The organism is Vibrio sp. 2132-1, from assembly GCF_033344315.1.
Genome location: NZ_JAWPON010000003.1, coordinates 1 through 23,114, shown reverse-complemented (window position 1 = coordinate 23,114; position 23,114 = coordinate 1). Strand labels below are relative to the sequence as shown.

Genomic DNA, 23,114 nt, shown 5'->3' with positions numbered 1-23,114 from the left:
ATTAACCCAACGCACTCATCAAAGCGCCTAACTGGCCTTGCATTTTACCGGTTGCATCTTGCATCGCGGTAAACTTCGCATGAGTACGCTTCTCTAGGCTTTCCATGCGGCGATCTAATGCCGCTTGATCGTCACTCAAACGGTAGTTTTGTTCTGTGAGACTTTTTTCTCGAGTACGAATACTGCCTGTAATACCTGTGATACCGTGAATCGCATCTTCTACTCGTTTAGCAAAACCTGTGTTGCCACCGAAGAACTTTTCTAACTCGTTGAAGTTATTGTTCAACTGGCGATCTAGCATGTCATAGTTGATTTCTAGGGTGCCTTGACGTGTGGTCGTAATGCCAAATTCTGTTAAGGACTTTAGGTTTTCAGGCGCCTTATCGATTCGAGTAGAAAAGACCGATTTTAATCGTGAATCTGCACTGCGTACGGTGCTGTCACCTGACAACGGCCCTTTTTGACCAGTTACCGGATCCACACTCGCCAACGCTTGGGAGGTTTGATAAAACGAGTTATACGCTGCCACAAAGTTTTCGATATCGTTGCGTACACTTTGACGGCCGTACTCGACACCAATTTCAGCAGGCGGTTTATTCGGTTCTGATTTGCCTTTTAGCGTTAAATCAACACCTTCGATCGCATCTTCAATCACATTGTTGTGGCTAGATAGCTTTGCCACTCCATCAAGCAGAACTTCTGAATCTTGCCCTGCTTGTACTTCTGTCATCCCAAGGTATTCTTCAAAAGCAGATTGTGCCTTTGCGATTTTCGCTTCTGCTTCATCAATTTTTTCCAGACGCTCACGTTCTTGAGGATCAAGTTTAGCGCGATGAATTTGCTTAGCTTGCGCTTCGGAAAGTTCACCACGTGCCACTTTTTCGTCTAACGCTTGCTTTTCACTCGCAATTTTTTGCTCGATTTCCGCTTTTTCTTGCTCAAGAAGCTGCTTAGCCTCTTTCGTCGTAACGTAAGAATCGGTTAGGGTGCCCGATGCGGCATTATTCCAGCCTGGAACATCTGGTGCCTTCTCTATTGCCTTTTCGTCGAGTTCGAGCTCTGGTTCTTCATAAGAGTCCAACAAAGTACCTGACGCAGTTTCTGTCCACCCTGGAATTCTGTCTTCAGGGCGTAAACTCGCGCGTCGGTTGGCTTCATCAATGGCTTCTTGACCAGCTTTGGCTGCTTCTGCACCCGCCGCAGAGATTGGCGCTTGCGATGCATCATCTTGTACATCGTCTGCCGCTTTTTGCTCTTCTGGAGGTAGAGGATTGCCGTTTGCATCCAGCTCTTCTGCTGGTTGTTCCGGAAATTTAAGAGGACCTAAGACATCTTCCGCCGCTGAACGAGCTTCTTCAAGCGCGTTGACGCGGTCTTCAAGTGTTTGGTATTCGAAATATTTAAGAGGGTTGCCTTTTTCTGCCTCCACACTGACTCTGATTTGATGATCCTTACCAGAGAGGTTAGAAGCAAGGATAAGGCGTGGACCTTCGACGTCGTTAATAAGAGATGCACGAACGCCAGGGTTATCTTTAGCGCCATTGATGCCGCGTACGACATCGATGAGCTTAGATCGGGAACGAACATCGATATTAAAACGCTCATCACCAAGCGAAATCTGCAGCTTACCAGGGCCAAATTTTGCGTCTTCTGGCAATACGTCAGAAGCGACTTTGTGGCTCTGAGCAAGCTGCAACACATCGATAGCATATTTGCCAGCGATAGCATCTGTGGTTGCCGTGGCAGATACGATATTGTCATTGGTCGTTTCGACAGTGCGAACGGCAAATGCTTTCTCCTGACGAAAGTTCGCCATGAGATTTTTCATCGTATCCAATGATTCTCTGAGTCGCCCGTAAGCACTGATACTGGCATTAATTGTCGTGCGTTCGTTGTCGATGCGTTGCTGCTTTGGTACGCGTTCGGCATCCACAATTTTGCTGACCATGGAATTAATATCCATGCCGCCAGACATCCCCAAAGGGCCTAAACTCATCAAATCACCTCTAAAAACGACTTACACTTTTTCAGTCAACAACCCGCTGTTGGCTGTGTGCTCAGCTAGGCGACGCAATACCACTAGCATTTCTTCATCAGGAATTTGACGAATCACGTCACCGGTATTGGCTTCATAAATCGTCACCACATCTCGTCCGGATTCTTCATCCACTCGAAATGCGACTCCTTTGTTTATGGACGTTACAAATTCATTCATTTGTGCGACCAATTTTTCACGTTCTTCTTTGTTCAGTTCTTGACGGCTTTCAGCCATCTCGATCGCAGCTTGAACAGAGAAGTCGTATTCGGTGTTTTTCGCTTTTTGCGGCGAAATCTCACCATTTGAATTTGCTGGGCTAGACGTGCCTATATCATTGCCATTTTTATTTGCAAACTTTGTGCCATTTGGCGTGCCGTAAGGCTGGATGTTCGATGCGTAGGAGGATATATCCATTACAATCTCCCTTCCACCTTATGGGCTAACGATAGAATCTATCGCTTTGGTGCCCCAGCACTAAGGTGTTGACCTCAGGCTGGGTTTACCACTTAGCCCAACAAGCTTAGCGCTGCAGATGGAGACTGCTTCGCTTGAGCCAGGATTGAAGTACTTGCTTGCTGAAGAATTTGCGACTTAGTCATCGCAGTGGTTTCCTTCGCGTAATCAGTATCTTTAATACGGCTTTTAGACGCGTTAACGTTCTCGTTAATGTTGTCTAGGTTGCTGATTGCGTGGTTGAAGCGGTTTTGGAAAGCACCGAGTGAAGCTCGTTGGCTGTCTACGGACTTAAGAGCGCCGTCGATAACCGCTACTGCTTCTTGAGAGCCAGCTACTGTGGTTACGTCGATGTCTTTCACTGTTACGTCTTTCGGACCACCAAAGCCGATCTCATCTGCTAGGTTGCCAGAAAACTCAACATCACCTTCAACTTTTTGAGAAGAAGCAAATACTTGTAGTTTGCCATCTTCGCCAACAGAGGCTTTTACATCATCGTTTTGACCGTTGATGTATGTCGCTAGCTGTTCAATATCATCGCCTTGCTTAGCGCTGATTGATAGCTCTTTCTCTTCACCCTGCTTGTTGGTGTAGCTCATTTTGAACTCTGTTTTCTCACCAACAGTCCAAGATGCGTCTTTACCCTCTTCTGCTGCGTAGCTCTTACCACCCATTGCTGAAGTGTCTGAGCGTAGGTTACCCATAGACAGCATCACTGCTTCACCTGAGTCCGCCCCGATTTGGAAAGACTGAGTACCGTAAGTACCGTTTAGAAGCTTGTTACCACCGAAAGAGGTAGTTTCAGCAATACGGTTTAGCTCGTCGTTTAGCGCTGTTACTTCTTCTTGGATCGCTACACGTTCTGCTTTTGAGTTAGAGCCGTTCGCCGATTGAAGCGAAAGATCACGCATACGTTGTAGGATGTTGGTAGATTCATTCATTGCACCTTCAGCAACCTGTGCAATAGAAATACCGTCGTTTGCGTTTTTCACTGCCATGTCTAGGCCACGGCTTTGTGCATTCAAGCGGTTTGAAATCTGTAGACCTGCAGCATCGTCTTTCGCGCTATTGATTTTATAACCCGAAGACAAACGCTCCATTGATTTTTGTTGACCGTCAGCTGCCTGGTTTAGGTAACGCTGTGCAGTCATCGCAGAAACGTTAGTATTAACGTTAATCGCCATAATTGATCTCCTTAAGGCTTTAGTGAATGTACCGTCGTGTCTCTCACCTCACTTAGGTACATCTCATTTCTCTCAGTCCCTTTAACGGCGACCGATGAATATCCTTTAGAAGAAATTTTCAATTTTTTGCGATTATTTTCTTTGGCTTACTGAAATGTGATGAAGCTCTAATGTCGTGATTCGCAGAAATCCTGGGGGCCCAAAAGACAGAAAAAAACCCAGCCGAAGCTGGGTTTACTCGCTCATCTCTCACCACGAGCCAATGAGGTTCTCGTCTTAGGTTTGAAATTAACCTAGCAGACTTAGCGCTGAGTTTGGCGCTTGTTTCGCTTGCGCAAGGATTGAGCTTGACGCTTGCGATAGAATTTGTGATTTGGTCATTGCCGTCGTTTCTTTCGCGAAATCTGTATCTTTGATACGGCTCTTCGACGCATTCACGTTCTCGTTAATGTTGTCCAAGTTGCTGATTGCGTGGTTGAAACGGTTCTGGAATGCACCCAGCTCTGCGCGGTGGCTGTCTACGTATTTCAGTGCCGCATCGATGATAGCAACAGATTCTTGTGCGCCACCAACTGAGGTTACGTCGATAGTATCTACCGTTACCTTTTTGCCTTCGCCCAAACCTAGTTCACCAGATAGACCACCTGAAAACTCGACCTCGCCCTCAACTTTGTTGTTGCCAGCGAAGATTTGCAGTTTACCGTCTTGGTCTACTGACGCTTTCACTAGGTCAGTTTGGCCGTTAATGTAAGTCGCAAGCTCTTCAATATCATCACCCGCTTTTGCGCTGATGTTGATTTCTTGCTCTTGGCCGTAGCTGTCCGTTAGGTTGATTTTTAGGTCATTCTTGCCTTGGGCAACGTTCCAATCTTTACCTTTACCGCTTTCTGCTTGGTAGCTTACACCGCCCATCATTTTGTTGTCTGAGCGCATGTCTTTTAGCTCAAGCATTACCGCTTCGCCGTTATCCGCACCGATTTGGAACGATTTCGCGCCGTGGGTACCGTTTAGCAGCTTGTTACCACCGAAAGAAGTGGTTTCTGCGATGCGGTTTAGTTCGTCGTTGAGAGCGGTCACTTCTTCTTGAATCGCAACACGTTCTGCTTTCGAGTTTGAACCGTTTGCTGATTGCAGAGACAAGTCACGCATACGTTGAAGAATGTTAGTGGTCTCGTTCATTGCACCTTCAGCAGTTTGTGCAATCGAGATACCGTCGTTCGCGTTGCGAACCGCTACATCCAAACCACGGCTTTGTACGTTCAAACGGTTCGAGATTTGTAGACCCGCAGCGTCATCTTTTGCGCTGTTGATTTTAAAACCTGAAGACAAACGCTCCATAGAAGTTTGTTGAGCTGAGTTTGCGTTGTTTAGGTAACGCTGAGCGGTCATCGCTGATACGTTAGTGTTTACATTCACTGCCATGGTGATTTCTCCAATTGATTTTCCGGTGTAGCGGTTTCCGACGTCTCGGAAAACCAAGTAGTTCTCTCAAAGTTACTTTTATTAACGGCGCATGCCCTGTTTTCTTTAGAGAAAATTTTGGATTTTTTTGAAAATAATTCGTTTGGAGGGGTAATCGTGACAAAGCGGATAAAAAAGCAAAAAAACTTTCATTTTTCGCTAAAGCTTCTTTTCGAATTGTCGATACAGGCAGGTTTTACGTTAAATTCGGGCAAGGCCGTTCATCAGCCAAGTAAAGTTAATGCTAGGTTGGGCGCTTGTTTTGCTTGTGCAAGAATAGAAGTACTGACCTGCTGCAAAATCTGCTGCTTCACCATTTGCGTGGTTTCTTTCGCGTAGTCAGTGTCTTGGATACGACTGTTGGAAGCAGCTAAGTTTTCGTGGATGTTATCGAGATTATTGATCGCGTGATTAAAGCGGTTTTGATACGCGCCTAACTCCGCACGACTGCCATCTACCGTTTTCAAAGCATCATCTAAAATGCCGACCGCCATCTGAGCGCCACCGACCGTGCTAATATCAATACTATCTACCGTTCTATTTACGGTGACATACTTGCCAAGTTCTAACTCATCAGCCAGGCCACCACTGAAGGTTGGTCCAGGGTATTTTATGGCGTCCTTGTGGGACATGAGTAACTGCAGTTGCCCCTCTTCATTAACAGACGCTTTCACTTTATCGGTTTGCCCATTAATGTAAGTCGCGAGTTCTTCTATATCGTCGCCAGCTTTAGCTTCAATACGGATCTCCTGCTCTTCAAAATTGTTATCACGGTAGCTGATAACAATTTCATTATTTCCGTTTTGAACCGTCCAATCTGAACTGACTCTTTGATATGAGCTCATTGAAAAGCTACCTAAAGATTCCGGCTGCATGGTCCGCAGGCCAATTTGTACCGCTTCACCAGCCGTTGCTCCGATTTGAAAAGACGATGTACCGAATGTGCCATTCAGCAATTTACGTCCGCCAAAGGAGGTCGTTTCTGCAATACGACTTAACTCATCATTTAAAGCAGAAACTTCTTCTTGCAGTGCATTGCGCTCCGCTTTGCTGTTTGAACCGTTAGCTGACTGTAGCGACAAATCACGCATACGTTGCATGATATTGGTCACCTCATTCATCGCGCCTTCCGCAGTTTGCATGATGGAAATGCCGTCATTCGCGTTACGTACCGCGACATCCAAACCACGCATTTGTGATTGCAAGCGGTTGGAGATTTGCAGACCCGCAGCGTCATCCTTTGCGCTATTAATACGCTTCCCTGAAGACAAACGCTCCATGGATTGGTTCAGCATATCCGTTGCACTGGTCAAATGACGCTGTGCGACAAGTGCTGCTACATAGGTATTAACGGTGATCGCCACGAATAAAGAGTCCTAAAATTAAGGCTTTGAGTACTTATCGACCAAGTAACAGAAAAGTTTAGTGTTTTTTGAAAAGAGATTGGAATAGAAATAGAAAACAAAAGCCCTCCATTGGAGGGCTTAAGAAATAAAGTCTGAGAACTTACTTGATGGCTAGCTCTGCGAGCATTTCTTGCGAAGGCGCGAAGAAGTACGCACCAGTTACCGCTGTTGTGAAACGAAGCATTTGGTCTGTTTTACCATCTGTCACGCCGTACATACTTTCTAGCATCACTTTAATGTTATGAAGTGTATTGCAGTAAGAAATAAACAGCAGGCCATGAGGCCCTGTCACCGTCCCGTATGGTAAGCTGTGGCGAACAATCTTCAAACCTTTACCTTCTTCTTTGATATCAACGCGACCAACGTGTGATGCAGCAGGAACGTCTTCTAGCTCGATAGAGTCTGGCTTGGTACGACCAATCACTTTTTCTTGCGCTTTGACATTCAATCGATTCCAAGCGGCAAGGTTATGTTCAAAGCGCTGAGCCATAACATAACTGCCTCCAGCAAATGGGCCCTCTTTTACTAGAGCCACATCAGCGCGAGCCTCCCCTTTCGGGTTTTCTGTCCCATCAATAAAGTCTGTCATATCACGAGCATCAAGGTAACGGTACCCATATGTTTCGTCCACAATGGTGACATCTTGTGCCGTCTCTTCTAGGAACTTACGCAACACGTAAAAATGCAAGTCGTGACGAGTCGAGTGACAGTGAATCAGTACATCTACGTCTGTTGCTGGAGCAACGATGTCACCTTCGCCAAGTTGAGTAAAATCAATAAGCTCTTCTGGCGCGTCTACATTAAGGTGTTCCCAAAACGATTTTGTGAATGCGATAGAAAGCGTCAGCGCTGCACCCGGCTGGGTAATGTTTAACTCTTCCACCAACTTTGGCAGTGCTTTCAGTTTTTCTAATACGTTTTCACGGTTTTGGTTCACTTTGAGTTGAGTGTACAGTGCAAATGGCCCGGCTTCTGGCACGATCGCCGTTTGAGCTTGTGACATTGAGGTTTCCTCTATTACTTTGCCCCAGAGTGGGAAGTTATTGTTTTTAATTCTTTGAATGCTGCTGTTCATCGTGCGCCAATTGTGGCACATGAAAACAGTCTTTTACCCATCTTCCATTTAGAAGATAGATCATAAACCAAGCTAATAAGGTAATGGTAAGGGCGTTTGCCCAATTAAACACTCCATGTTCTAGGTACACATGATACATGGTCTGAGCAAGTTGAATACCGCACAAGATCAAAGTGATCTCGCGACCATAGCGAGTAATTCTGTTTACCCATCCTCTGTCGGGATGACGAAGCCCCATTAACCACATAAGAAGCAAACTTGGAATGCCCATCGCCAAACCTAAATACAACGTACTTGAATCTGGGTAAACAATAGCGAGTAGCTTACTGCCACTATCACGACTTACACCAGCCATGGCAAACACCACCCATGAACGCACAAGAAACATCCATCCCACCCATAAAATGATCGGCGCCTTTAAAAATCCATGGGCGTCATATTGGTCAAACGAATAGCGCACAACATCTTCTTCTTTATGTGATAAAAACGTCACTTTAACCTATCGTTTCAGAGTTGCAAGCCAACAAAGATGAGAACTGAAGTTCATTTCAGCACCTTACACAGGTAAACTAAACAAAGATTTACAGCGACGTTGATGAGAAACATGAAAAAAAGAACTCCTGCCACCCCTGTGCCTTCTCAAGAAACTCAAGCCGAAGCGATAAGAATTGCCAAATCCACGCAGAAACCGGGGCAAACCAAAGAGCAAACCAAGCTTATCGCTCAAGGTATCGAAAAAGGCATCGCGCAATATAAGAAACAACAAAAAGAGCGCAACCGCCAAGCCGATAAAGCGAAGAAAAAACAGCAACGTGAAAAACAACGTCAGCATGAAGAGATTATCGAACAAGACAATATCACCGACGATGCGCCAAACCATTCATCAAGCAAACTGCCTTGGACACTACTTGTTCTGAGCTGGATTGGCTTTGCTGCTTACATAGTATTGGGGAAATAGCTAATGAAACGCCTGTTACTTGGACTTTTTGTCGTGCTTCTAACGGGTTGCACGATGCCTTCTCACCTTACTCATGCTCAAAGTCAAGATGTTCATATTCGCATTGACGCGCAATTCGACCCTGAGCGATGCGAATACAAAGGCGAAGTCACCGGAAGTGAAGGCCATTGGTATAACTACATTTTCATGACTAATGACGCGATGATGCAAGGCGCGATGAACGATTTAAAAAACAATGCAGCGGCTATCGATGCGGACACCGTTTTTATGGTTTCCCCACAAGATTTTATCACTTCATTTAGCGTACTGGGTTCCGCCTACCGCTGCAATGGATGAGGCCTGAATATGAAAAAAGCCAGCAATTGCTGGCTTATGCACGAAATCCAAGACTGCTAGCGATATCTCTCTCCCGCTCTAGAACCCATTGGCTATCAAAAGGCCCCCAATCTGAAAGTTGATAATAGCCGTCATTATGACGTCGGCCATCTTGAACGAATATGAGTTCAATGCCGATCCCAGGTAACGCCTTGAGTACATCTTGAATAGTACGACGAGGCCACCCCGTTTTTTCGATCAACTTTGGCACATTCGGCCTTTCTAGGTTTTCCACCAACAAGGCCAAATATAGCCGCCTTGCAAAAACAGGACTCAATTCCATTGACACCTCCTAAAATTGTGCTGATTCATTATTTCGTTTTTGCTCAGCGAGGTGTTGCGTTTGATCAATAACTCGACTTTTCCATTTGATTTAGACGAATTTTTATTCGATTTATAGCGCATTCATCGTAAATAAGTTATGTGACATTAGTTATCTCAATCTATCTGAAAATATTTTCCACCGCATTTTGTCAGTTTGATTGCTTCTTGATAGGATGCTTTAACAGCCCAAATCACTTAAGTGCGTCTTAACCGCGCCAGTGAAAAATAGAACAAAGAAAAAGGAAAGACTATGTCGATTACCATGTTTGGTATTCCCAACTGCGATACGATCAAAAAAGCCAAGAAATGGTTAGAAGCCGAGGATATTGCTTACGACTTCCATGACTACCGTAAGCAAGGCATTGATGCAGAAATGGTAAGTGAATTTTGTCGCGCTTTAGGTTGGGAACAGGTGCTCAATAAACGTGGCACAACCTACCGCCAATTAGCGCAAGAGCAGAAAGACACACTTAACGAGGAAAACGCCATCGCTCTTTTGGTAGAAAACCCTGCGATGATTAAACGCCCAATTTTAAAAGTGAATGATCAACTTCATATCGGTTTTAAAGCTGATCAATACGCTAGCATTTTCAACTCTTAAATAAAGGAATACTCAAGGATGACAGACAGTCCAGTATTGGCACTTGCTAAAGATCTGATCAGTAGACAGTCCGTAACGCCGGAAGACGCAGGTTGTCAGGATTTGATGATCGAGCGCTTAAAAGCACTCGGGTTTGAAATTGAAGTGATGGTATTTGAAGACACCACGAACTTCTGGGCTCGACGTGGTTCAGAAGCGCCGCTATTTGCGTTTGCTGGCCACACCGATGTGGTACCAGCTGGCAAATTGGAACACTGGAATACACATCCGTTTGAACCGACCATTATTGATGGTTACTTGCATGGCCGCGGCGCAGCTGACATGAAAGGGTCGCTAGCTGCTATGGTCGTTGCTGTCGAACGCTTCATTGAAGAAAACCCAGACCACAAAGGCTCAATTGGCTTTTTGATTACGTCAGATGAAGAAGGGCCATTTATCAATGGTACCGTTCGCGTTGTAGAAACGTTGATGGAACGTGGTGAGAACATCGATATGTGTATTGTTGGTGAACCATCCAGCACCGACGTGGTTGGCGATGTAGTGAAAAATGGACGCCGTGGATCCATCACTGGTGATTTAACGGTAAAAGGAACACAAGGCCACGTGGCCTACCCTCACCTAGCCAGCAATCCAGTGCACGAGTCTCTACTCGCGATTCATGAACTCGCGACGACGGAATGGGACAAAGGGAATGATTACTTCCCACCGACCAGTTTCCAGATCCCGAATGTATCGGCTGGCACTGGTGCGTCTAACGTTATTCCTGGCGAGTTCCATGTTCAGTTCAACCTACGTTTTAGTACTGAGCTTAACAATGACGCAATTGTTCAGCGTGTTACCGAAACATTGGACAAGCATGAGCTGGACTACGACCTAAAATGGACATTCAACGGTGACCCATTCCTGACCGATACGGGCGCACTGCTAGACGCGGTTGTAGCTGCTGTGGCCGAAGTCAATGATACGAAGCCAGCGCTACTTACAACTGGCGGTACTTCTGATGGTCGTTTTATTGCTCAAATGGGAGGTCAAGTCGTAGAGTTAGGTCCTGTTAACGCTACGATTCATAAAGTGAACGAGTGTGTGAAAGTCGACGATCTTGAAAAGTTGACGGACATGTACGAAAACACGTTGAAACACCTATTGGCGAAGTAATCAGCGAGAACACAATGACACCAGAGCAACTCACCGGAATCACTGATTCTCATCTTCAATCCACACTAGTGGGGCAAAAAGCGTTTCTACTCCACCCTGAAGTGGCTGACGATCTGCTAAAGATGATTGAAGCGGCAACAGAAGCAGGTTTCAAAATGGAAATCGCCAGTGGTTTTCGTGACTTTAATCGCCAAAAAGCCATCTGGAACGGGAAGTTTTCTGGTGAGTTGCCAATTCTCGACATCAACTCCCGCCCTTTGAATAAAGCAGAGTTAAATGACGAAGAGAAATTGATGGCCATTTTGCGCTGGTCGGCATTGCCCGGAGGAAGTCGTCATCATTGGGGTTGTGATTTTGATGTCTATGCGCGCAATTTATTGCCTGCTGACACAAAACTCAAGTTGGAACCTTGGGAGTATCTCGAAGGCCACCAGCAGGCGTTCTACCAATGGTTAAAAGCCAACCTTGGTCGGTTCGGTTTCTTCTTTCCTTATCAGCACGATTTAGGTGGCGTTTCGATTGAGCCTTGGCACATTAGTCACCGCGCTGTCGGGCAGCAATGCCTCGAGCAGTTGACGCTTGATGTACTCAGAAGCCAGTTGATTAAACAAAATCAGACCGACAACATTGCAGGGATTGACGTCATACTGAATAATTTGGATAACGTCGTTGCCAAATTTATTCACAATATCACGCCGCCGGAGGCTCTATGATAGAAATACTAACCAATCCTTGGGTCATTATTATTGTAGTGTTGAGCGTGGTCATTGGTAATATTGCCGCACTCAAATATACCGCAAAAATGAAGTTTGGTCAGATGGATAAAAGCCGTAAGAACGATTTAGATAAGCTGAACACATTGGATAAACAGCGCTACGCTGAAGAAGATAAAAACAAAAACGAGCCTCGTTAGTTACTCACCAGCTTCATCTCGACACATTTAATCTAAACATCAAAAAAGGGACCACTAGGTCCCTTTTCTATCATTAAGTAAACACGCCGCGTTAAGCTCGCTTTGTTTACTGCTTCACTGTTGCAGCCAATACAGGCGCTAGTGATTTCAAAAACTCTTCTTCTACTGGCTTGCCAGAGGAGTCGGTGATATTGATAGACGTACGGTTGCCTAAATCACCAAGTAAGAATGTGTACTTACCAGCGGCTAACTCCACTGGTTTAACGCCGATATCGTTCCAGAATTCATCATCCGGAGATGCATATTTCGCAGTGATTGTGCCCTGAGACTGGCTACGCTCTTCAATCTTAAAGCCCATCTTAGGTAGAATATTAGGCAGACGTTGCCAAAGCATGTTGTATTGCGCACGCGCGATAATCACAGGAAGTCCGCTGCGGTCTTTACCCATTGTGATTGGGATCTGTTTAACCAACTCTTGCGCTTTACGCTGTGCTTCTTCACGCACTTCTTGATCGTAGCGAGCGGTGACCAAGTTCGTCATGAACACATTGTAGCGCTCACGGTTGGTCGCCGTTACTTCTTTCACTTGATTGCCTTCACGCCAGTCAATAAGGCTCACCTTAAAGCCGTGTCGACCATTTGCTTCAGCGCGTACGATTTCATATCGGCTGCCAATTTCTAGCTCTTCATCTGGCGAATCCCAAGTCACCCATCCTGTCTCGATGCGAGAGTCTGTTTGGCTTTCAACTGGAATCTCGTTAGCCGCGACCATGTTTTGCACCGTTTGCCAAACTTTATCTAGTTCATCTTTACGAAGTAGCCAAAGTGTCACTTCACCATCACTACTGCGGTCTAGACGTGCACCGGGAATAAGCTCTAGGACTTGTTGAGGTGGACGAATGTCGACATCTTTACCGACACCACCAGCGTAGTTACCCTGAGGGATCTCGTAGTTAGGGTAAAACTGAGGCTGTGCACCCTGTGGGACATTCCACTCACCCAAATTGGGGGAGTTCAAATACTCGAAGTCATCTTTTGCTTGACGACGTTGATTGGCACCACCTGAACAGGCAGTCAATACGAATACAGCTAATGAACTTAACACTAACTGGCTTGAAAGCTTCATCTATACTCCTAAAACACCGAGGGCGCTTTGGCCCCCAGTATGAACTTCAATCCTAGTAACTCAATCTTAATAAATATGGGCGTCTGTTAGCGCCTGCCCGACGATCGGCTGCGATTTTTCAGAAAGCGTAGTTAAAGGAAGACGCAAACCACCTTCTTCAATCAAACCAAGCTTTTGCGCTGCCCATTTTACTGGGATAGGGCTTGCTTCGATGAAAAGGTTTTTGTGTAGAGTCATCAAGCGTTGGTTAATCGCTTCTGCTTCTTCGTACTTACCTTCATTTGCCAAATGGAACATGTCTGCCATGTCTTTAGCTGCAATATTGTTCGTTACCGAGATAACACCATTGCCGCCAAGTTTCACAAAATCCAGCCCTGTCGCATCATCGCCACTTAGTAAGATAAAATCTTCGCCACAAAGTTCACGATGAATTGCAATTCGTTCCAAATCGCCCGTTGCATCTTTTAGAGCCACGATATTATCAAGCTTTGACAAGCGTGCCACTGTTTCTGGCTGCATATCAACAGCAGTACGGCCTGGTACGTTGTACAAAATTAGAGGCACATCACTCGCTTCGGCAATTGCCTTGTAATGTAAAAACAAACCCTCTTGAGTTGGTTTGTTGTAATACGGTGTCACACTCAGGAAGCCAGCAATACCAGAATCAGCCAGTAATTTGCTAAATGTTACTGCCTCATGGGTTGCATTTGCACCCGTGCCAGCAATCACAGGGATGCGACCGTCGGCAAACTCAACAGTTTTATTAACGACCTTCACATGCTCTTCAATGGTCAGTGTCGCTGACTCACCTGTTGTGCCTACTGCCACAATACCGTCTGTACCCGCTTCAACGTGGTACTCTACTAGCTTTTGCAGACCGTCAAAGTCTACTTCGCCATCTGCTTTGAATGGCGTAATCAGCGCTACGATACTTCCTGAAAACATGTTTATCTCCCTCATTTAACTCTTTCTGCATGGTACTGTAATGCGATTGAAAAACACAAGAGCGTAAACTCGCTTACAAAGTACAAATGAATGAATAATTATCAGTTGTTAGAGGTCTAGCAACTTAATTGCTCTATTTGGTTTGATTAACGGCAATATTGATAATCGTGTTGGGCTTTCGAGTGACTTTAGAATCTATCAGTGATTTGGAAAATACTGAAGAGCACAAGCAAGGAAAATATACTCTTTGGTCTTGTTAGCCAAGTCAGATCTAAGTGAATAAAACGGCCAGACAATAGGCAAGCACATCATGCAAACGTTTTGTTTATCCTATAGCCTGCATTTACTGTTTATTTCCCACCACTCCCCTCAAGCTCCGACTGCTTTTTTATGGACTAAAAAAGAACTGGCTCGATATTTCTTCGCAATATCTGTGCTAACATCTCTCTATTGAAGAAAGGACAAGAAGCTCATTTATGAAGCAACATCTGGTACTTACAGCAGTTGGAACGGACCGTCCAGGCATTTGTAACCAAGTCGTACAGCTCGTTACTCAAGCTGGTTGTAACATAGTCGATAGCCGTATCGCTATCTTTGGCAGCGAATTTACGCTGATCATGCTCCTGACTGGGAACGCCAGCAGCGTGACTCGAGTTGAAACGCAATTGCCCCTGCTTGGCCAAGAACATGACCTTATTACGATCATGAAACGCACAGCGGCGCACGAACTGCTCGATAACAGCTACACCATGGAAGTGTTTATTGAGTCTGAAGACCGCCCTGGGTTAACTGAAAAATTTACTAAGTTCTTCGCTGATCAGCAGATTGGTTTAGACTCTCTTAGCGCGCAAACCATCAGCAAGTCGAAAATTCAACTCGATTCTGACCAGTTTCACATTGCGATTACTGCATCTGTAAGCGCGGATTTTAATTTGATGCAGTTACAAGAAGACTTCGATGAACTTTGTAAGTCGCTCAACGTACAAGGTTCTCTGAATTTCATTAAAAACACACTATAAAGTAAAGGAAATCAAAATGAATACGCTGACAGCAGGCTCGCCAGCGCCAGCCTTCTCTTTGCTCGACCAAGACGGAAATACCGTTTCTCTTGAAGACTTTAAAGGCAAGAAAGTACTTTTCTACTTTTACCCTAAGGCGATGACGCCGGGTTGTACTACACAAGCAAAAGGCCTTCGTGACATCAAAGCTGAACTCGATGCACATAACGTGGTGGTACTCGGCGTAAGCATCGACCCTGTAAAGCGCCTAGGCAAGTTCATCGAGCGCGATGATTTAAACTTCACTCTGCTTTCAGATGAAGATCATGCCGTTGCAGACCAGTTCGGCGTTTGGGGCGAAAAGAAATTCATGGGCAAAGTATACGACGGTCTTCACCGCATTAGCTTTCTGATCAATGAAGAAGGCGTGATCGAACATGTGTTCAACAAGTTCAAAACCAAAGATCACCACGAAGTCGTATTAAACTACTTAAACGAAAACGCTTAAACGCTATTGTTTTTCTACAAACAAAAAGCCCAGCAAACTGCTGGGCTTTCTTTTAACCATCGTACCTTTGGTAACAACTACTCTTGTTCGACAGGTTCGTTTTCTTCCGTGCTTGGTAATGCATGCCATACGGCTTTGACTAATGTCGCTAAAGGAATGGCGAAGAACACCCCCCAAAAGCCCCAGAGCCCACCAAAGACTAATACAGCCACAATGATAGCAACTGGGTGTAAGTTTACTGCCTCGGAAAACAGAACAGGAACCAACACATTACCATCCAGCGCCTGGATAATACCGTAAGCAAGCAACAACCAATAAAACGGAGGCGTTAAACCCCATTGGAACAAACCAACGATAGCAACAGGTACAGTAACAGCCGCCGCACCGATATAAGGAATCAAAACCGATAGACCAACGGCTACGGCAAGCAACGCCGAGTAACGAAGATCTAAAAGGGCAAAAGTTACGTAGCTCACACCGCCCACGATTAAAATCTCTAACACTTTACCGCGAATGTAATTTGATATCTGCTCGTTCATTTCATGCCAAACTTTATTCGCCAATTTACGGTTTTTCGGCAGAATACCGCTTGCGATTCGCAGCATTTCTTCTTTGTCTTTAAGCAAAAAGAAGATAAGGAGTGGCACTAAGATCAAATATACCGCTAGCGTTGCAATGCTAACTAATGAAGCAAGCGACCCTTTGACGACACTTTCACCCAGCCCCAGTGCTTGGTTTTTGGCGTTCGTCACCACGGTTTCTACTATTTCTAAATTGGCTAGTTCAGGATGGCGCTCTGGCAATGTGACAATAAACTTTTGTAGCCCGTTGTACATGTTCGGAATATCGTTAATTAGATTACCGACCTGAGTCCAAATCGTCGGAACCAAGCCAAACAACGCAATTAACATTAACCCGACAAAGACCAAGATCACGATAATAACCGACAAAGTGCGCGGCACGCCCATACGACACATTTTGACAACTGGCCATTCAAGTAGATAAGCCAAAACGATCGCGACAAGTAATGGCGCAATCAAGTGTCCAAAGAAGTAAATGGTGATAAAGCCAAACAGCAAGATCGCGACGAGACTTACTGCGTGAGGGTCAGAGAAACGTCGTTTATACCAACGACTAACCATTTCAAACATCTTATGCGGATTCCTTATTGAAGACAGTCAATGTGTAGTGCTCTGATGTAGATTGGCAATCAACCGAGTACCCTTGGGCACTAAGATAGTTCACAATGTCTCGTTTAGAGCTGTTGTCCACCACTTGAATGACAAGTTGATGATACTGCTTTGCTTCTCCTTGAAAGACCTCAGCAGCATGACGCTTTGCAAGTAACAGTGCCATAGGACAACGTTGCTCACGCAAATCAAGTAACATGGATTCCATTGTATTGCTCTGCACTTATGATAGGGTTGTATTGTAACGGCTTTTTGAGCTGGTGCTAGCACTTCTGACATGATTTAACCACATGCTGAAATAGCTCGGATATAAAATAATTTACGAAACCAATTCATTTATTTCCGGTCTTACTGTTAGCTTATATCCTCACGGATAACCAAAACGTATGTGGCGCTGTTAATGGGCTCTCGACCTGTAACCACATGCTTATGTATTTTGGAGAACCTTTTAAACGTATGTTAAAACGCACTCGCTCGCTAGTTTGCTTATGTCTTGCTGCTGCCATCAGTTCGCCGACAACTTATGCCAATAGCATTGACTTGCCAGACATTGGCACAGCTGCTGGTGGCACGCTTTCAATAGACCAAGAGTTGATTTATGGCGACGCCTATATGCGTATGCTCAGAGCCAGTAAACCTATCGTTAATGACCCTGTCATCAATGAATATATTGACTCTCTTGGGCACAAATTAGTGGCCAATGCGAATGATGTAAAAACGCCGTTCCACTTCTTTATGATTCGCGACCGTAATATCAACGCGTTCGCGTTTTTTGGTGGCTATGTAGCGCTGCATTCTGGGTTGTTTCTTCATGCTCGTTCAGAAAGTGAGCTGGCCTCTGTTGTCGCTCACGAGATAGCGCACGTCACACAACGTCATCTTGCTCGGAGTATGGAAGAACAAGCACGCCGCTCTCCGGCCACATTAGCCGCACTTGCGGGGGCACTACTGCTTTCAATTGCCTCACCCGAAGCGGGGATGGCTGCAATTACAGCAGCAACCGCGGGCAACATGCAAAGTCAAATCAACTACACTCGTGCAAACGAAAAAGAAGCGGATCGCTTTGGTATTTCGACACTAGCAAAAGCCGGTTTTGATGTTCAAGCAATGCCAAGGTTTTTTGGCCGTCTTGCTGATGAGTATCGTTATGCGAGTAAACCGCCACCAATGCTCCTGACTCACCCTCTGCCTGAAGATCGAATTACCGATAGCCGTGCGCGAGCAAGAACCTATCCTCCAATGCGTGTTGTCCCTTCAATAGACTATCATCTAGCTCGCGCGCGCATTGTGGCTCGTTACGCTGGCATTGATGGACAAGCCGCCCTGAGCTGGTTTGAGAGAACCCAAAAGAAAGCCTCTGCGGACATTACACCTGCTTTTGATTATGGTCGAGCACTCGTGCATTTAGACAATAAACGCTTATCTCAAGCGGAACCAATTTTGAAAAAGTTACTGGAACAAGACCCAAGTAACCCGTTTTACTTGGACGCTATGACGGATTTATACATCGAGAAGAAGCAGCCAGAAAAAGCAACCGAGATGCTCCGCAAAGCGTTATCTCGTAACCCTCAAAATAAAGTATTGACCATTAACTACGCCAATGCGCTACTTGAGGACAATAAAAACGATCAAGCCACGCGAGTTCTTCAAAGATACACTCATGACTATCCTGAAGATACAAATGGCTGGCACCTAATATCGAAGAGCTACCACGCGCTGGGGCGTAGCGATGAAGAGTTGGCTGCTCGAGCGGAAATTTTGGCATTGCGAGCAAATTGGAATAAAGCGATTCAATATTATAGTGAAGCAAGTAAAATGGCCAAGTTGGGCAGCTTAGAGCAAGCGCGATACGATGCCCGTATCGACCAACTCATGATCCAAAGAGATCGATTCATGGCATTACAATAACGAAATGGAGAAAACCATGTCAGTCGTGATTTATCACAACCCTCGTTGCTCAAAGAGCCGTCAAACACTTGAACTGCTTGAGCAAAATGGTGTTACACCGGAAGTCGTCAAATACCTAGACACACCACTTAACGTGGATGAACTAAAAGCGCTGTACGCCCAGCTTGGCTTTTCATCTGTACGTGAAATGATGCGCACTAAAGAAAGTGAATATAAAGAGCTTGGCTTAGGCGAAGACTCCGTCAGCGATGAGCAATTATTCGAAGCAATGGCGAAAAATCCAAAGTTGTTTGAGCGTCCGGTAGTCGTTGCTAACGGCAAAGCAAAAATTGGTCGCCCACCAGAGCAAGTGTTGGATATTTTATAAATGGATTGCCAGATCCTTATTTTGTATTTCAGCCGTCATGGCTCGACAAAACAACTGGCAAGACAAATAGCAAGAGGAGTCGAATCGACTCCTCAATGCCATGCAATTTTGCGTACAGTTGAAGAACTGTCACCTCACTCACACTCCCCTTCTGATCCAATTGTTACTCTAGAGGAACTAAAAACGTGCGACGGTCTAGCGTTTGGCAGTCCCGTCTGGTTTGGCAACATGGCTGCGCCTTTAAAGCACTTCTGGGATCAGACTACATCTTTATGGGTCAGTGGTGACTTAATCGATAAGCCTGCTTGTGTCTTTACCTCTTCGTCCTCAATGCATGGTGGTCAAGAAACAACGTTACAAAGCATGATGACCCCTTTATTGCATCATGGGATGATGGTTTTGGGCATTCCTTATTCCGAGCCAGAGTTACACACTACGCAGTCCGGAGGCACTCCGTATGGCGCCAGCAGTGTAGGCCATGAGGCAACCCTAAGCAGTGAAGAGAATCGCCTGGCACAACAATTAGGCAAAAGGCTGGCAACTGCAGCGTTAAAACTAAAAGTCTGTTAGTAAAATCAAGGATAGTTAATCGATGTCTGACTCTTTAGACCAAACACCACTCGGTACACAGGCTAAAACCTATCGTTACCTGGCTTTATTTGGCAACTTAGCCTTATTAGCCTGGGTCGCTATTTGGCAGCTTGCGTTATCCCCTCACCCTCACCTCAGCAGCACAACACTTGCTATTGCTTGGTGTATTCCGCTACTACTTCCGTTGCCTGGTATTTTAGCTGGTAAGCCTTACACTCATGCTTGGGCTAACTTTGTTCTTATGCTGTATTTCTTGCATGCGCTGACCATCCTCTATGTGGATGGGGGTGAACGCTGGCTTGCGGCAGTGGAACTGATACTGACTTCACTCGGTTTCGCTGGCAATATTTTGTTTGCTAGAGCGAGAGGCAAAGAGCTAGGCCTTAAGTTGAAACGCCTCTCTCAAGTAGAAAAAGAAGAAAAAGCGAAATTCAATAAATAACGCCAATCGCAGTCAATCACTGATCATTGGTTCGAATACGAATTTAGAAAACAAAAAGAGTCGCTATTGCGACTCTTTTTTATGCTTACCACATTGGTGTTTGATCCTTGCGTTTCACGCCTGGAACGCTACCAAGGAGATTACGATGCCGAGCGCCACTCGTAGATCAAGTCATACTGTTCTCGGACAGGCTCCACAATCATCGGCTGAGTTGGTTGTGTTTCGTCACTTGCTTCTGCCACAACATTTACTGGTACTTCAGGCTGCGCTTCTTTTGGCGTCGCGGCGTCTTTTGCTTCATTACTCTGAACCAATGGCTCTTCTTCTTGAGTTGAAGCTGGGGCATCAACTTCACCTAAAGGATCTTCAAAAACCATTAATTGAGAAATAGAAGAAGCTTCTTTCTCAAAAGCTTGTTGTGATGCCAAAAGGTGGATGTTGAGCGTTAACTCGTCCCCTTGAACACGCTTAATCTCTGTACCCGCAACCGAATTAAGTTGTTTTAACGCATTCTCTAAACGGAAGAAGTCCGTGGCAGAGGTTACATTAAGGACTTTCACTGCTAGCGCTTTTGAAGACTTTCCTGAAACCACAACTGCACTCTTACTTGCATAGTAGTCTGCGATGCCATCCACCATTTCTGCAATAGCATTAGCACCTGATACAGACCCGCTACGCGGAGAACGTTGCGCTTCTACAATTCTCGTTGGCGACTGGTCGTAGAGTGTCCAACGAATTTGTTCACCTTGAGCCCGTACAACCAAAACGGCGTCAGCTGGGTAGCGCTGGCTGGCTTGACCAATTGGCTCAATAAAGCCGCCCCAAAGATCAGAGACATTAACACCGGTTACATCATCAAAATCCCCAACCGGGATAGTGATTGGTAGGCCTCTTAATTTCGCTGCGCTACGAAGTGCTGCAACATTTGAAGATTCAGAATGTTCCCACGCAATGTTACGATCGTAACCCTGTTCTTCAACCATCCAAACTAAAATATTGGCACGATTTGGCGACCAAGATGGCAATTGTGCTTGTGTTAAAAGAGAGCTGATTTGGTCGTTGTTAAACAACATTTTTAAGCTCGCTTTTCCATCAACCTGCCCATAGCTTAGTTGAGAAATGTAACGCGCACTTGAGCTAAGTGCCTTTTTAATCACTGGATTGCTTAAAGAGGATTGAGAACCGGTCGCTCGAACAATCACATCCTGCATACCTTGTTGACGAGCCAAAGACTCACCGTCGTTCTGCTCACTGTCGATAACCACTTCGGCACGATAGATATCCACCTGAGTTAATGCATATACTGGTAGGGACAACCAACCTATCAGTAAGAGAGCTAAATAGCGCATAGTTTTTATAATCCTCTGAACAAGAACCCGAATAATAAGCAACTATCAAATCTTGAGCAAGGCAAGTACTGAGTAAATTGTCTGTATTATGACCAGCTTTGTTAACTCGGGCCTCAACCAGCACTTCAGTGCTATTTTTTATAATAAACTCATTGCTTATTAAGCTATCTCAACAAGTTAGGCTGTCCATTTTTCATCTTCACGCAAGACACGTAAAAGAGGACAATTTGCAAGCAAGCAACTCTCAAAAGTGCTATTTATGGGAAAAATTCAATCGAAAGTTTGATCTATGCAACATTGCAAACGATTGCAGGATGATAGTATTCGCCGGATTTGTCTGCGTATCTTGAAAATAGGGAATTATTATGAAAAACGCGTTACAAGGCGCTCAAATGCTCTTTGTCGCTTTTGGTGCTTTGGTGCTTGTGCCGCTCCTAACTGGCCTTGATCCAAACGTAGCCCTCTTTGGTGCCGGTGTCGGTACCCTCCTCTTCCAATTAATGACTAAACGTTCTGTTCCCATCTTCCTTGCCTCTTCTTTTGCGTTTATTGCTCCTATTATGTTCGGTATCCAAACTTGGGGTATCGGTGCAACGATGGGCGGCTTGATGGCAGCTGGCTTAGTTTATGTGGCTCTAGGGGCGATGATCAAAGTGCGTGGTGTTGGATTTATCCATAAAATTCTCCCGCCCGTTGTCGTTGGCCCTGTGATCATGGTTATCGGCCTTGGCCTTGCCCCAACAGCAGTGAACATGGCGGTAGGTAAAACTGGTGATGGAGCTGCACAGCTAGTTAATGGTGATGCTGCGATCATTATCTCGGCGGTCTCACTGCTCACAACCATTGTACTCAGCGTTTTTGCAAAAGGCTTTTTGAAGCTCGTTCCTATTGTTGGTGGTATTCTTGCTGGTTACTCTGTTTCTCTATTCTACGGGGTGGTTGATTTCACTCCCGTAGAACAAGCGGCTTGGCTAGCCATGCCAAACTTCACCGCGCCAGAGTTCAATATCAACGCAATTTTGTTCATGATTCCTGTCGCTATCGCACCTGCGGTTGAGCACGTAGGTGACATGCTTGCTATCTCAAACGTTACAGGTAAAAACTACCTGAAAAAACCAGGCCTTCATCGCACAATCGCAGGTGACGGGGTGGCAACTATCGCAGCTTCGATGGTGGGTGCTCCACCAAACACCACTTACAGTGAAGTAACAGGAGCGGTAATGCTAACCAAAGCATTTAACCCTGTGATCATGACTTGGGCAGCAATCACCGCAATCGTACTTGCATTGGTAGGTAAGCTAGGTGCGGTTCTTCAAACGATTCCAGTACCTGTCATGGGCGGTATCATGATTCTGCTGTTCGGCTCTATCGCAACGGTAGGCCTCAACACACTGATCAAGAATAACGTTGATTTACATAAGTCTCGTAATCTAGTGATTGTTGCCGTAACCCTTGTGTTTGGCATTGGTGGTATGGCCTTCGGTATTGGTGAGTTCAGTCTACAAGGTGTGAGTCTATGCGGTATCGTGGCAATTATTCTTAACCTTGTGCTACCAAACGATTTAGGTGAAAACCACGTTGTAGATAACGCACAAATGGAAGAAGAAAGCGCGAAATAGTACGTCTGCGCCGCTTTATTAGGTGGCGTGTCTTACTTTTCTCCTCTTGTATGACCCGTCCTGATATGGGTTGACACTTTTTAACTAAAACGCTCGATGTACTTCATCGGGCGTTTTGTATTTTAAAG

Annotated in this window: 26 protein-coding genes; 13 read left to right on the top strand and 13 right to left on the bottom strand. The window is 45.3% G+C overall.

Translation table 11 applies throughout. The features are described 5' to 3' along the window. Window position 1: 1 nt before the first annotated feature. From fliD to R8N47_RS03520, 7 genes are all read right to left on the bottom strand, one after another. Window positions 2-1,996 (bottom strand): flagellar filament capping protein FliD, encoded by a 1,995-nt coding sequence (fliD, locus tag R8N47_RS03550; protein ID WP_054866624.1) that lies wholly within the window; start codon window positions 1,994-1,996, stop codon window positions 2-4. A 21-nt stretch (window positions 1,997-2,017) separates the two neighbouring features. Then, complete coding sequence (gene flaG / locus R8N47_RS03545) at window positions 2,018-2,452, bottom strand: flagellar protein FlaG (RefSeq protein ID WP_005384493.1); 435 nt, start codon at window positions 2,450-2,452, stop codon at window positions 2,018-2,020. A gap of 92 nt (window positions 2,453-2,544) precedes the next feature. Next, complete coding sequence (locus R8N47_RS03540) at window positions 2,545-3,675, bottom strand: flagellin (RefSeq protein ID WP_005380449.1); 1,131 nt, start codon at window positions 3,673-3,675, stop codon at window positions 2,545-2,547. Between the two features lie 288 nt (window positions 3,676-3,963). Beyond that, the gene (locus R8N47_RS03535; protein WP_005382039.1) at window positions 3,964-5,097 is read right to left on the bottom strand and encodes a flagellin; all 1,134 of its coding nucleotides are present in this window, start codon (window positions 5,095-5,097) and stop codon (window positions 3,964-3,966) included. Between the two features lie 263 nt (window positions 5,098-5,360). After that, a complete protein-coding gene (locus R8N47_RS03530; RefSeq protein ID WP_064354230.1) occupies window positions 5,361-6,500 on the bottom strand; it encodes a flagellin in 1,140 nt (379 codons plus the stop codon). Window positions 6,501-6,642: 142 nt separating this feature from the next. After that, a complete protein-coding gene (locus R8N47_RS03525) occupies window positions 6,643-7,545 on the bottom strand; it encodes a Dyp-type peroxidase (RefSeq protein ID WP_005387715.1) in 903 nt (300 codons plus the stop codon). A 46-nt stretch (window positions 7,546-7,591) separates the two neighbouring features. Then, window positions 7,592-8,077: a DUF2919 domain-containing protein gene (locus R8N47_RS03520; RefSeq protein ID WP_025768263.1), complete on the bottom strand. Its 486-nt coding sequence runs from the start codon at window positions 8,075-8,077 to the stop codon at window positions 7,592-7,594. A gap of 144 nt (window positions 8,078-8,221) precedes the next feature. Between R8N47_RS03520 and R8N47_RS03515 the strand changes: the two genes are divergently transcribed. Next, window positions 8,222-8,575: a DUF2956 domain-containing protein gene (locus R8N47_RS03515; RefSeq protein ID WP_064354231.1), complete on the top strand. Its 354-nt coding sequence runs from the start codon at window positions 8,222-8,224 to the stop codon at window positions 8,573-8,575. 3 nt (window positions 8,576-8,578) lie between these two features. Beyond that, window positions 8,579-8,911, top strand: coding sequence for a DUF4156 domain-containing protein (locus R8N47_RS03510; protein ID WP_005380435.1), 333 nt, complete (start codon window positions 8,579-8,581; stop codon window positions 8,909-8,911). A 34-nt stretch (window positions 8,912-8,945) separates the two neighbouring features. Here R8N47_RS03510 and R8N47_RS03505 read toward each other — a convergent pair whose 3' ends face one another. After that, a complete protein-coding gene (locus R8N47_RS03505; RefSeq protein WP_005380433.1) occupies window positions 8,946-9,233 on the bottom strand; it encodes a winged helix-turn-helix domain-containing protein in 288 nt (95 codons plus the stop codon). A gap of 291 nt (window positions 9,234-9,524) precedes the next feature. On the opposite strand from R8N47_RS03505, the gene R8N47_RS03500 reads away from it, so the two are divergent. From R8N47_RS03500 to R8N47_RS03485, 4 genes are read left to right on the top strand one after another with little or no spacing between them, the layout of a single operon-like run. After that, a complete protein-coding gene (locus R8N47_RS03500; protein WP_005380431.1) occupies window positions 9,525-9,875 on the top strand; it encodes an ArsC family reductase in 351 nt (116 codons plus the stop codon). Window positions 9,876-9,893: 18 nt separating this feature from the next. Continuing rightward, window positions 9,894-11,030, top strand: coding sequence for a succinyl-diaminopimelate desuccinylase (gene dapE, locus R8N47_RS03495; protein ID WP_064354232.1), 1,137 nt, complete (start codon window positions 9,894-9,896; stop codon window positions 11,028-11,030). 14 nt (window positions 11,031-11,044) lie between these two features. Beyond that, complete coding sequence (locus R8N47_RS03490; protein ID WP_053306708.1) at window positions 11,045-11,743, top strand: M15 family metallopeptidase; 699 nt, start codon at window positions 11,045-11,047, stop codon at window positions 11,741-11,743. Continuing rightward, on the top strand, window positions 11,740-11,943 hold the full coding sequence (locus tag R8N47_RS03485; protein WP_005380425.1) for a DUF2897 family protein: 204 nt from the start codon (window positions 11,740-11,742) through the stop codon (window positions 11,941-11,943). Before R8N47_RS03490 ends, R8N47_RS03485 begins: the two co-directional genes overlap by 4 nt. A gap of 106 nt (window positions 11,944-12,049) precedes the next feature. Here the strand turns inward: R8N47_RS03485 and bamC are convergent, their stop codons facing one another. Continuing rightward, on the bottom strand, window positions 12,050-13,069 hold the full coding sequence (gene bamC, locus R8N47_RS03480; RefSeq protein ID WP_005380424.1) for an outer membrane protein assembly factor BamC: 1,020 nt from the start codon (window positions 13,067-13,069) through the stop codon (window positions 12,050-12,052). Window positions 13,070-13,135: 66 nt separating this feature from the next. Next, window positions 13,136-14,014, bottom strand: coding sequence for a 4-hydroxy-tetrahydrodipicolinate synthase (gene dapA, locus R8N47_RS03475; RefSeq protein WP_064354233.1), 879 nt, complete (start codon window positions 14,012-14,014; stop codon window positions 13,136-13,138). Between the two features lie 476 nt (window positions 14,015-14,490). Between dapA and R8N47_RS03470 the strand changes: the two genes are divergently transcribed. Next, a complete protein-coding gene (locus R8N47_RS03470) occupies window positions 14,491-15,033 on the top strand; it encodes a glycine cleavage system protein R (RefSeq protein ID WP_005380420.1) in 543 nt (180 codons plus the stop codon). 16 nt (window positions 15,034-15,049) lie between these two features. Further along, complete coding sequence (gene bcp, locus R8N47_RS03465) at window positions 15,050-15,520, top strand: thioredoxin-dependent thiol peroxidase (protein WP_005380418.1); 471 nt, start codon at window positions 15,050-15,052, stop codon at window positions 15,518-15,520. 77 nt (window positions 15,521-15,597) lie between these two features. Here bcp and R8N47_RS03460 read toward each other — a convergent pair whose 3' ends face one another. After that, window positions 15,598-16,671: an AI-2E family transporter gene (locus tag R8N47_RS03460; protein WP_005389843.1), complete on the bottom strand. Its 1,074-nt coding sequence runs from the start codon at window positions 16,669-16,671 to the stop codon at window positions 15,598-15,600. Between the two features lies 1 nt (window position 16,672). Next, window positions 16,673-16,909: a sulfurtransferase TusA family protein gene (locus tag R8N47_RS03455; RefSeq protein ID WP_005380414.1), complete on the bottom strand. Its 237-nt coding sequence runs from the start codon at window positions 16,907-16,909 to the stop codon at window positions 16,673-16,675. Between the two features lie 257 nt (window positions 16,910-17,166). Between R8N47_RS03455 and R8N47_RS03450 the strand changes: the two genes are divergently transcribed. From R8N47_RS03450 to R8N47_RS03435, 4 genes are read left to right on the top strand one after another with little or no spacing between them, the layout of a single operon-like run. Then, on the top strand, window positions 17,167-18,618 hold the full coding sequence (locus R8N47_RS03450; RefSeq protein ID WP_005394337.1) for a tetratricopeptide repeat protein: 1,452 nt from the start codon (window positions 17,167-17,169) through the stop codon (window positions 18,616-18,618). Between the two features lie 16 nt (window positions 18,619-18,634). Next, a complete protein-coding gene (gene arsC, locus R8N47_RS03445; RefSeq protein WP_005380410.1) occupies window positions 18,635-18,985 on the top strand; it encodes an arsenate reductase (glutaredoxin) in 351 nt (116 codons plus the stop codon). Further along, complete coding sequence (wrbA, locus tag R8N47_RS03440) at window positions 18,986-19,555, top strand: NAD(P)H:quinone oxidoreductase (protein ID WP_064354234.1); 570 nt, start codon at window positions 18,986-18,988, stop codon at window positions 19,553-19,555. A gap of 22 nt (window positions 19,556-19,577) precedes the next feature. Then, window positions 19,578-20,018: a DUF2069 domain-containing protein gene (locus R8N47_RS03435; RefSeq protein ID WP_005380407.1), complete on the top strand. Its 441-nt coding sequence runs from the start codon at window positions 19,578-19,580 to the stop codon at window positions 20,016-20,018. 140 nt (window positions 20,019-20,158) lie between these two features. Here R8N47_RS03435 and R8N47_RS03430 read toward each other — a convergent pair whose 3' ends face one another. Then, on the bottom strand, window positions 20,159-21,367 hold the full coding sequence (locus R8N47_RS03430; protein WP_064354235.1) for a DUF2066 domain-containing protein: 1,209 nt from the start codon (window positions 21,365-21,367) through the stop codon (window positions 20,159-20,161). Between the two features lie 365 nt (window positions 21,368-21,732). On the opposite strand from R8N47_RS03430, the gene R8N47_RS03425 reads away from it, so the two are divergent. Beyond that, window positions 21,733-22,986 (top strand): uracil-xanthine permease family protein, encoded by a 1,254-nt coding sequence (locus R8N47_RS03425; RefSeq protein ID WP_005389855.1) that lies wholly within the window; start codon window positions 21,733-21,735, stop codon window positions 22,984-22,986. Window positions 22,987-23,114: the final 128 nt, after the last annotated feature.

Bases quoted from the DNA above. Each gene is read 5' to 3' on its own strand.
- R8N47_RS03515 (WP_064354231.1), top strand. From the start codon at position 8,222: ATGAAAAAAAGAACTCCTGCCACCCCTGTGCCTTCTCAAGAAACTCAA.
- arsC (WP_005380410.1), top strand. From the start codon at position 18,635: ATGTCAGTCGTGATTTATCACAACCCTCGTTGCTCAAAGAGCCGTCAA.
- R8N47_RS03500 (WP_005380431.1), top strand. From the start codon at position 9,525: ATGTCGATTACCATGTTTGGTATTCCCAACTGCGATACGATCAAAAAA.
- R8N47_RS03470 (WP_005380420.1), top strand. From the start codon at position 14,491: ATGAAGCAACATCTGGTACTTACAGCAGTTGGAACGGACCGTCCAGGC.
- R8N47_RS03490 (WP_053306708.1), top strand. From the start codon at position 11,045: ATGACACCAGAGCAACTCACCGGAATCACTGATTCTCATCTTCAATCC.
- wrbA (WP_064354234.1), top strand. From the start codon at position 18,986: ATGGATTGCCAGATCCTTATTTTGTATTTCAGCCGTCATGGCTCGACA.
- R8N47_RS03505 (WP_005380433.1), bottom strand. From the start codon at position 9,233: ATGGAATTGAGTCCTGTTTTTGCAAGGCGGCTATATTTGGCCTTGTTG.
- R8N47_RS03425 (WP_005389855.1), top strand. From the start codon at position 21,733: ATGAAAAACGCGTTACAAGGCGCTCAAATGCTCTTTGTCGCTTTTGGT.
- R8N47_RS03430 (WP_064354235.1), bottom strand. From the start codon at position 21,367: ATGCGCTATTTAGCTCTCTTACTGATAGGTTGGTTGTCCCTACCAGTA.
- flaG (WP_005384493.1), bottom strand. From the start codon at position 2,452: ATGGATATATCCTCCTACGCATCGAACATCCAGCCTTACGGCACGCCA.
- R8N47_RS03510 (WP_005380435.1), top strand. From the start codon at position 8,579: ATGAAACGCCTGTTACTTGGACTTTTTGTCGTGCTTCTAACGGGTTGC.
- fliD (WP_054866624.1), bottom strand. From the start codon at position 1,996: ATGAGTTTAGGCCCTTTGGGGATGTCTGGCGGCATGGATATTAATTCC.
- R8N47_RS03455 (WP_005380414.1), bottom strand. From the start codon at position 16,909: ATGTTACTTGATTTGCGTGAGCAACGTTGTCCTATGGCACTGTTACTT.
- dapA (WP_064354233.1), bottom strand. From the start codon at position 14,014: ATGTTTTCAGGAAGTATCGTAGCGCTGATTACGCCATTCAAAGCAGAT.
- dapE (WP_064354232.1), top strand. From the start codon at position 9,894: ATGACAGACAGTCCAGTATTGGCACTTGCTAAAGATCTGATCAGTAGA.
- R8N47_RS03450 (WP_005394337.1), top strand. From the start codon at position 17,167: ATGTTAAAACGCACTCGCTCGCTAGTTTGCTTATGTCTTGCTGCTGCC.
- R8N47_RS03535 (WP_005382039.1), bottom strand. From the start codon at position 5,097: ATGGCAGTGAATGTAAACACTAACGTATCAGCGATGACCGCTCAGCGT.
- R8N47_RS03435 (WP_005380407.1), top strand. From the start codon at position 19,578: ATGTCTGACTCTTTAGACCAAACACCACTCGGTACACAGGCTAAAACC.
- R8N47_RS03525 (WP_005387715.1), bottom strand. From the start codon at position 7,545: ATGTCACAAGCTCAAACGGCGATCGTGCCAGAAGCCGGGCCATTTGCA.
- R8N47_RS03460 (WP_005389843.1), bottom strand. From the start codon at position 16,671: ATGTTTGAAATGGTTAGTCGTTGGTATAAACGACGTTTCTCTGACCCT.
- R8N47_RS03485 (WP_005380425.1), top strand. From the start codon at position 11,740: ATGATAGAAATACTAACCAATCCTTGGGTCATTATTATTGTAGTGTTG.
- bcp (WP_005380418.1), top strand. From the start codon at position 15,050: ATGAATACGCTGACAGCAGGCTCGCCAGCGCCAGCCTTCTCTTTGCTC.
- bamC (WP_005380424.1), bottom strand. From the start codon at position 13,069: ATGAAGCTTTCAAGCCAGTTAGTGTTAAGTTCATTAGCTGTATTCGTA.
- R8N47_RS03540 (WP_005380449.1), bottom strand. From the start codon at position 3,675: ATGGCGATTAACGTTAATACTAACGTTTCTGCGATGACTGCACAGCGT.